This window comes from Salinibacter sp., assembly GCF_042218895.1.
GTDB lineage: Bacteria > Bacteroidota > Rhodothermia > Rhodothermales > Salinibacteraceae > Salinibacter.
In genome coordinates this window covers 1-8,697 of sequence record NZ_JBDGQQ010000126.1, presented here as the reverse complement: position 1 = coordinate 8,697, position 8,697 = coordinate 1, and the positions used below count along the sequence as shown (strand labels likewise).

Annotated in this window: 7 protein-coding genes and 1 tRNA gene; 5 read left to right on the top strand and 3 right to left on the bottom strand. The window is 65.6% G+C overall.

The features are described 5' to 3' along the window. Window positions 1-126: 126 nt before the first annotated feature. Window positions 127-1,317 (bottom strand): pyridoxal phosphate-dependent aminotransferase, encoded by a 1,191-nt coding sequence (locus ABEL04_RS11275; RefSeq protein ID WP_375802495.1) that lies wholly within the window; start codon window positions 1,315-1,317, stop codon window positions 127-129. A gap of 298 nt (window positions 1,318-1,615) precedes the next feature. On the opposite strand from ABEL04_RS11275, the gene ABEL04_RS11270 reads away from it, so the two are divergent. Continuing rightward, a complete protein-coding gene (locus ABEL04_RS11270) occupies window positions 1,616-2,095 on the top strand; it encodes a nucleoside deaminase (RefSeq protein WP_375802494.1) in 480 nt (159 codons plus the stop codon). Window positions 2,096-2,224: 129 nt separating this feature from the next. Here ABEL04_RS11270 and ABEL04_RS11265 read toward each other — a convergent pair whose 3' ends face one another. Further along, window positions 2,225-3,421 carry a M20 family metallopeptidase gene (locus ABEL04_RS11265; protein ID WP_375802493.1) on the bottom strand — a complete coding sequence of 399 codons (1,197 nt, stop codon included), beginning with the start codon at window positions 3,419-3,421 and terminating at the stop codon, window positions 2,225-2,227. A 222-nt stretch (window positions 3,422-3,643) separates the two neighbouring features. Here ABEL04_RS11265 and ABEL04_RS11260 point away from each other — a divergent pair, with 222 nt between their 5' ends. From ABEL04_RS11260 to ABEL04_RS11245, 4 genes are all read left to right on the top strand, one after another. After that, complete coding sequence (locus ABEL04_RS11260; RefSeq protein ID WP_375802492.1) at window positions 3,644-4,885, top strand: 4-hydroxy-3-methylbut-2-enyl diphosphate reductase; 1,242 nt, start codon at window positions 3,644-3,646, stop codon at window positions 4,883-4,885. Between the two features lie 122 nt (window positions 4,886-5,007). Continuing rightward, entirely contained in the window at window positions 5,008-5,751 is a 744-nt protein-coding gene (locus ABEL04_RS11255) for an SAM-dependent methyltransferase (RefSeq protein ID WP_375802491.1), read from the top strand. A 221-nt stretch (window positions 5,752-5,972) separates the two neighbouring features. Then, window positions 5,973-7,352, top strand: a complete 1,380-nt coding sequence (locus ABEL04_RS11250; RefSeq protein WP_375802490.1) for a dipeptidase — start codon at window positions 5,973-5,975, stop codon at window positions 7,350-7,352. A 418-nt stretch (window positions 7,353-7,770) separates the two neighbouring features. Then, a tRNA-Leu gene (locus tag ABEL04_RS11245) sits at window positions 7,771-7,855 on the top strand. A 345-nt stretch (window positions 7,856-8,200) separates the two neighbouring features. Here the strand turns inward: ABEL04_RS11245 and ABEL04_RS11240 are convergent. After that, the coding region (locus tag ABEL04_RS11240) for a hypothetical protein (RefSeq protein WP_375802489.1) at window positions 8,201-8,697 on the bottom strand (497 nt) is incomplete at its 5' end.

Here is an 8,697-nt window from a genome sequence, read left to right as displayed (position 1 = left end):
CCGAGCGTGATGCGTGACTCGTGAAGCGCACCTTGCCGTACCTCCTGCACTTCCCCTCGAGCTTCCCATTTCACGCCTCACTCCTCACGCCTCACTCCTCACGCATCACGTGTCACGCCTCCCCCCTCATCCAAACGCCGCACGCAGCTGCTCGCAGGCCTGCTCAAGGACCGGGATCTCTTTCGCGAAGCAGAATCGCAGCTGGTACCGTCCGTCCGCCGGGTCTTCGTAGAAGGACCGCCCGGTGACGCTTCCGATCTTTGCCTCCTCGATGAGCGTTGTGCACGCCGCGGCGTCGTCCGCGAAGCCCGCCCGCACGGCAGCCAGGTCCTCGAAGCTCGCCAGGACGTAGTAGGCCCCGTCCGGCCAGGGCACATCGAACCCGATCTCTTCGAGCGTCTCACACATGAGCGTCCGCCGTGTCGCGTAGTCCGCCTGCAGCTGAGAGACGTAACCCTCGTCGAGGTCCTCGAACGCCGCCAGGGCCGCGTGCTGGAGCGGGCGCGGGGCGCAGATGTAGAGCAGGTCGTTCATCAGCCCCATTTTCTCGGCGATCGGCGGAGGGGCCACGCCGTACCCGAGGCGCCAGCCCGTCACGTTGTAGGCCTTCGAGAAGCCCGAGAGCGTGATCGTTCGCTCGTAGGCCCCCGGCAGGCTCGCCAGCGACACGTGGTCGTGGTCGTCGTAGAGCATGTACTCGTAGATCTCGTCCGTGAGGGCCACGAGGTCATGCCGCTTCATCAGGTCGAGCAGGGCGTTTAGCTCGCCGCGGCTCCACACCTTGCCGCTTGGGTTTGCCGGCGTATTCACGACGACCGCCTTCGTCGCGGGACCGACGGCCTCCTCCACAACCGCCGGGTCGAAGGTCGATTCGGGACCGCCGAGCGGGACGTAGTGGATGGTGGCGCCCGTGAGCTCGAGAATGTTGCGGTGGTAGCCGTAGAACGGCTCGAAGAGAATGACGTCGTCGCCCGCCTCCAGCAGGGTGAACGCGGCCGCCACGAAGGCGCCGGTGGACCCAACGCCCACCACAACCTCCTCCGGAGACGTGGCGGGAAGGTCGTTGTACGTTCGCTCCTTCTCCAGGATGGCCCGCCGCAGGGGCTCGATGCCCGCGTAGTGGGAGTAGATCGACTCGTCGTTGCGGATGGCCCGGTGGGCCCGGTCCCGGATGGGCTGCGGCGTGGGGAGGTCGCAAACCCCCTGCCCCAGATTGATCCCGCCGACCTCCTCGACCCGCCGGGTGACGGAACGGATGTCGCTCTGCTCGAGAGCGGCGGCCCGGTCGGCGACCGGAACGGCTGTCGTTAAGTCCATGAGGGGCTCAGCGTACGCGAGACAGAAAGCGAAACGCAAAGGTCTGCGTGGGCCAACCGGATCCCATCCGCAGAAGATTCCGCGACGCCTCCGGCCCGAGGCAACCGCGGTGCGCCCGGATCCCGCAGTTCCTCGACGCACGAACCCGTAGACGGCTACTATTGCCCCGTCTGGGGTCGTGGCGAGCTCACGGGAGACCGTCCCTCTACGCGGGAGAGGCGGAGAGGGAGGAACGTCACGATGCGTGCTCCTTTGGGACAGGACGGTCAGCTCTCTCCCTTTCCCCTGCATTTTCTTCATGTCCAGCCCGGATCCCTCCACCCACCTGCAGGACGCGATCGATCTCGCGGTCGAAAACGTGAAGACGGGACGAGGGGGCCCGTTCGCGGCCCTCGTCGTGCAGGACGGCACGGTCATCGCACAGGGCACCAACCGGGTCACGACGGCTTCCGACCCGACGGCCCACGCCGAGATCGTGGCTATTCGGCAGGCCTGCGACGCGCAGGACGACTTTCGCCTCGACGGCTGCACGCTCCACGCCACCTGCGAGCCGTGCCCCATGTGCCTGGGCGCCATCTACTGGGCCCGGCTCGACCAGGTGTACTACGCCGCCACCCGGGAGGACGCCGCCGCGGCCGGGTTCGACGACGATCACATCTACGAGGAGCTTTGTGCGCCGCCCCCCGACCGGCGGGTGCCGATGACGCAGCACCTCCGCGACGCCGCTCAGCGCCCGTTCGAGGCGTGGCTCGACTACGAAGATCGCGTCGAATACTGATCTGCCCTCCACTGCCCGCCCCCCGCAGCGGTCCCTGGGACGCGGCCTGGATGAGACCATTCCGGGGTCGCCAGTGGGCAGCGCCCGGCCCTCCTCCCGTCGCCTCCCCGGGCAGGCCTGTTCGTCCTCCTACCGGTCCTGCGCCTGCTCCCGGCCATACCGCCACGCCAAGTAGGCCATAAAGCCAGTACTCGTGCGGAGCGCTTCCTCGTCGGGCGCGACCCGCGACGTGTGCAGGCCGTGCTCGCTTCCCACGCCGAGTTGGTAAAAGGTGCCCGGACACTCCTGTAAGAAGAACGCGAAGTCCTCCCCCGCAAACCACGGGTCGGCCTCTACAGTCTGCTCCGGCCCCACGTACTCGGTAGCGGCCTCTTCCACAAACCTGGTGGGCCCCTCGTGGTTGTAGAGGGCCGGGTAGCCTTCCCGAACCTCCACCTCGGCACTGGCCCCGTGCGCCGCGGCCGTGTTCTCGACGACACGCCGGAAGAGGTCGTGCGCCCGGTAGCGCCAGTCCTCATCCATTGCCCGGAAGGTGCCCTCCAGACGGGCCGAACTGGGAATCACGTTTGGGGCCCCGTCCGCGATGAGGCGCCCAATGGTGAACACCGACGACACGTCCGGCGGACACTGGCGGCTGACGAGGGATTGAAGGGCGACGACGATCTGACTGGCCACGTACGTTGCGTCCGCCGCCACCTCGTGGGGGCTGGCCGCATGCCCGCCCTCCCCGGTCACGGTCGCGTACACCTCATCGGCCGAGGCCATGAACCAGCCGGGCCGGACGCCGATGGTGCCGGCCGGCAGGTCGGGCTTGACGTGCTGCCCGAAGACAGCCTCGGGGGCCGGGACGCCGTTGGTTGCGTCGAGCACTCCGTCCTCGATCATGAACTTGGCCCCCCCGGGAATTCGCTCCTCATGGGGCTGAAAGCAAAATCGGACCTGCCCGTGCACCGCGTCTTGGTGACGCGACAGAATCATGGCGGTGCCCAGCAGGGACGAGGTGTGAAGGTCGTGGCCACAGGCGTGCATGACGCCTTCGTTCTCCGAGGCAAAGTCGAGCCCCGTTTCCTCCCGAATCGGCAGGGCGTCCATGTCTGCCCGCAACAGCAGCGTGGGGCCCGGCTCGCCCCCGTCCAGTGTCCCGACCACGCCTGTCTCGTAGACGCCCCTGCGTGCGTCGAGGCCGAGCGTCTCGAGCGTCTCCGCCACGCGCCGGGCTGTCTCGTGCTCCTCGCCCGACAGTTCCGGATGGCGGTGAAAGGTTCGACGGAGATCGACGACCTCATCGTACACGTCGGCGGCCGCGGACTTGAATGCGTCGATCATGGGACGCAGGGGACTGAAGACTGAAAGGCATGGACGAAAGTAGGAGGCCCTACCGATCCTGCTTCGGAAGGTTCTGCGGTGGACCAACCTCTCCGGGCTCGCCTCCTCCCTGCGAGCGCTCCGCCGCGCACAGGTCACCGGCGCCGGGCCCGAATCATCGGCGCCCCCCTCCCGTACGACCCGACGGAATCCGCTTTCCCGTGCATGCTCCCCAGTCCGCCTATGCGCCAGTTTGACGTCCCCACGTTCTACGAGAGCCCGATCATCTCGACGGTGCAGGACGCCCGCAAGGCCCAAGATCCGCGCAAGAAGGACCTGTCGCCCTCTGTCATCGACTTTGGCCCGGTGCGCTTCAAGATCGCCCGCCACTTCGGCTTTTGTTTTGGCGTAGAGCAGGCCATCGAAATTGCATACGAGGCGCTGGAGGAAAATCCGGACAAGCGGATCTTTCTTCTCTCAGAGATGATCCACAACCCACACGTGAACGAGGATCTGCGGGACCGGGGCATCCAGTTTCTGCGCACCACGAAAGGCGAGCAGCTTATCCCGTTCGACGAGCTGACGCCCGACGACGTGGTCCTCATCCCCGCCTTCGGCACTACGCTGGAGGTGGAGCAGAAGCTCGAGGAGATCGGCGTCGACACGGCGTCCTACGACACGACCTGCCCGTTCGTCGAGAAGGTGTGGCGCAAGAGCTCCCAGATTGGGGACGACGACTACTCGATCGTCGTTCACGGCAAGCGCTACCACGAGGAAACGCGGGCCACTTTCTCCCACGCGAAGGAGGAAGGGCCGGTGGTCATCGTGCGCGACATGGAGGAGGCCGAGCAGCTCGCCGCGGTGGTCCGGGGGGAGAAGGACGCCGAGTTCTTCTACGACTACTTCGACGACAAGTACTCGGAGGGCTTCGATCCGGAGGAGGACCTGCGACGGCTCGGCGTGGTGAACCAGACCACCATGCTGGCTGAGGAAACGGCCGCGATTGCCGACCTCATGCGCGAGGCCCTCATCGACCGCTACGGCGAGGCGGACGTGCAGGAGCATTTTGCCGACACGAGCGATACCCTCTGCTACGCCACCAACGAGAACCAGAACGCCACGAAGACCCTCATCGAGGACGGGGCCGACCTCGGCATCGTCGTGGGGGGTTACAACTCGTCGAACACGAGCCACCTCGTGGAGCTCTGCGAGGAGCACATGCCGACTTACTTCATCCGCGACGCCAGCGAGTTCGATGCCCCGTCGGAGATCCAGCACTTCGACGTGCACGAGCAGCGAGAGGTGACCACGGAGAGCTGGTTCCCGGCCGACGACACGCCGGTCGACGTGCTGCTGACGTCGGGCGCCTCCTGCCCCGACGCGCTCCTCGACGATATCATTCGGAAGATCGTCAGCTGGTACCCCGACGCCCGACCCGTCGAGGACGCCATTGCCCCCTTCGAAGAGGCCCTAGAGGACGAATAGCGCGCCAGCTCCTGACGCGTGCCCTGCTGGCCGCATGGCGGTTTCGGGCAGCCTGGGACCTTCCGCCAGAAGCAGGCCTGCTCCTGTTCCCCACTCCCTTTTCTCGTCCCCTCCCTGCCGGCATGTCCTGGTACGAAGACTGGTTTGGGAGCGACGCCTACACGCTCGTCTACGACCATCGGGACGAGGCCGATGCCCGCCGCCTCGTTGCCCTCATTGAAGAGACCGTCGAGCCGTCCCCGACGGCCCACGTTCTGGACATCGGGTGCGGGCGCGGCCGGCACGCCCGCCTCCTCGCCCGGCGCGGGTACAGCGTAACGGGGATCGACCTCTCGCCGGCGTCCATCGAGGAGGCCCGGACCCAGGCAGAGGCCGAGGTGCTCACCGACCGGCTCTCCTTCCGGACGGGAGACATGCGCGAGCCGGTCTGTGAGGCCTGCGCGGACGGCGTCGTCAACCTCTTTACGTCGTTCGGCTACTTCGAGTCGGACGATGAAAACAAGCAGGCCCTCGCGGCCATGGCCACGGCCCTCCGCCCTGGAGGCTGGTTCTTCCAGGACTTCCTCAACGCCCCGCAGGTGGAGGCGTCGCTCGTGCCCACCGACACGGAGACCCAAGGCGGCACGACCATTCACCAGCGCCGGTGGATTGAGGACGGCCGCATCAACAAAGAAATTACCATCGAGCGCAACGACACGACTGAAACCTATTGCGAAAGCGTGCGCCTCTACACCCGCTCCGACCTGGAGGCCCTGTATCGGACTGTCGGACTCGAGCCCGTCCAGACCTTCGGGTCCTACGACGGGGCCCCTCACACCCCGAGCAGCCCACGTCTTCTCCTCCACGCCCGCAAGCCGGCGTCGTAGAGATGTCCTGGCGTCCCCGACCCCACAGGCCGGGCCCGGAGCGCGCACACTTCCCGGAAAGCCCCGAATGTGTAATTTGTGAGCCCTCCCCCGGAGCGGTTTGGGAATTGCCCCGGCTTCGCCGTATCATCAAGGGTAGTTTCCTGCAGGCGTCCGGGCCGTTGTCTCCGCCCTCCGGGCGCTCGACATTCGAGATCTGACACCCGCCCCTCTTCCTCAGCATGGACGCTGCCCTTTCCTACGCCCAGAGCCACCATGACACGTTCGTCGACGAGCTGGAAGACCTCCTGAGCATCCCGTCGGTCAGTACCGACTCCGCCTACGCCGACGACGTGCAGCGCGCCGCGACGTGGTTGGCCGACCACCTCGACGCGATTGGGCTGCAGCACACGGAGATCCTGGACACCGATGGGCATCCCATCGTGTACGGTGAGCACGTGACCGATCCCGCCAAGCCCACCGTGGTCGTGTACGGCCACTACGACGTGCAGCCGCCCGATCCGCTTGAGGAGTGGGACACAGCGCCGTTCGAGCCGACGCACCACAACGGGTCCATCTATGCCCGCGGGGCCTGCGACGATAAGGGTCAGATGTTCATGCAGGTCAAAGCCGCCCAGGCGTACCTGTCGGGGGAGGGCGAGCTGCCGGTCAACCTCAAGTACGTGATCGAGGGCGAGGAAGAGACCGGTTCCATGGCGATCGAGTCCTACATCCAGGAAAACGGAGACCGGCTCGACGGTGACGTGGCCCTGATCTCCGACACGGCCATGTTTTCGCCGGAGATTCCCTCCATCACGTACGGGCTGCGCGGACTGGCCTACGCCGAAATCACCGTCGAAGGCCCCAATCGGGACCTCCACTCCGGCAACTACGGCGGCGCCGTGGACAACCCGGCCAATGTACTGAGCCGCCTCCTCGCGGGCCTGCACGACGCGGACCACCGGATCACCATCCCGGGCTTTTACGACGACGTGCGTGATCTGACCGAGACGGAACGCGAGGCCTACGCCGAGCTTCCCTTCGACGAGGAGGCCTGGATGGAGGCCATCGGCATCGACGACGTGCGGACGGAAGCCGGCTACACGACCTTCGAGAGCCTCACGGCCCGGCCTACGCTTGACGTAAACGGCCTCTGGGGCGGCTACACCGGCGAGGGTGCCAAGACGGTGCTCCCGTCGGAGGCCCACGCCAAGCTCTCGATGCGTCTCGTTCCCGAGCAGTCGGTCGACGACATCTACGACAAGCTGGAGGCGCACCTCCAGGCCGAGGCCCCCAATACAGTGTCCGTCACGATGCGGCGCCTCCACGGGGGCGACCCAGTGCTCGTCGACCCTTCGATCCCGCCTATGCAGGCGGCCAAAGCGGCGATGCAGGAAGTGCGAGGCACCGAACCCGTCTTCGTGCGCAACGGGGGCACCATCCCGGTGGTGGCCGACTTTCAGCGGCACCTCGGCCTCGACAGCGTTCTTATGGGCTTCGGGCTCGACTCTGACGCCATCCACTCGCCCAACGAGCACTTTGGACTCGACCGCTTCCGCCAGGGCATCGAGGCCATCATCCGCTTCCACCAGCGCTACGCCGCCGCGGCCGACTCCCGCTGAGTGAGGAGTCCGGGCGGCGTTCTTTTAGAAAGACGCCCGCCATTCCCGCAGGGCCTGCCCGATTTTCCCCACTTCCCTCCCTGTGCCGGGCCGCCACTCGAGGACGTACGTCTCCCCATACTCGTGGGCTTGGGCCGCCGCCTCGGCCGCGGAAACGCGTGTTCGCCTACGGAATCCTTCACTCCGTGCCGACGACGGGCTCGTCGGACATGGTGACAGAGAGGGCACCGCACGTGGTGGGGCCTCCACGGACGAAGCCGCAGGCGGCGCTCCTCCTCCACTGCCCGATCCGTTCCGCCTGCGAGTTATCGGAACCTGACCGCGGGCCTACGAATTGAGCCCATCGGCGAACCGAAACCACCATCCTCCCCAGTTTTCCACCCCGACACCGTAGTCCCGAACGCTCCACTCGGTTCTTGCCCGCGTGGCGGAATTTGGCAGACGCGACGGATTCAAAATCCGTTGTCCGAGAGGACGTGAGGGTTCGAGTCCCTCCGCGGGCACAGGCCCTCAATCGATAAAAATCGGGCTTCTAAGCCGTTGAGAGGGGTTTCGGCAGGTCCATTTCTTTTTCTGTCTCCTGTCGTTGCTGTGCCCCGATTTGCAAGATAATGCAGGGTTTTGCAGATCTGTGGGGAATATATGGGGAAGATATTCCCCACGCTATGACACGTTCGCAAACCCGTCTCGAAGCGAGTCCCTTCGCAGTCCGAATGACCAGGGTTGCTGGACGTGCTCATGGGCTCAATCAAATGACACGCTGGGATGAGGCCACTCGAACTGTCAAATTAGAGTCCGTCTCCGAGTGGTGCGGGTAATGGCAGATCGAGGCTGCACGTTTTTGAATCTTACGACACCTTACGCTCCAACGAGGCCAAGTCGTCGGCGGAGGTGATGACCTCAATCCGGAATCCGGCTCTCTTCAACCGGCGGCGTTTCTTCTGATCGGCCGCTTGCACGTAGTCCTTGTAGTGCGGCGATCCGTCAACGAAGACAGCGACCTTGGGCTCGTAGTAGAAGTCGGCCTCGGCAATTGGGGCTCCGTCGTCGTAGAGCGTCTTCTGGGCCTCGTCTGGGAGCGGGAGGTCCCGGCTCGCAATCGCGCCGAGCACCTCACGCTCGAAGTCCGACTGGCACTGTTCGCGCAGGTCTTCCAGCTGGGCCGATCGGTCCTCGCTCTCGGCCTCAATCTCCAAACTCTCCAGGCGCTTGAGAAACGGGAGGATGAGCTTCCGATCCAAGACTTCGTGGTCGCGCTGGTTGTAGAAGGTCAGGAGGCACTCGTAACAGGCCGACTCGCATCCTTCTTCCTCCCCTACGTGGAGCACCTCCATCGCATTGCGGA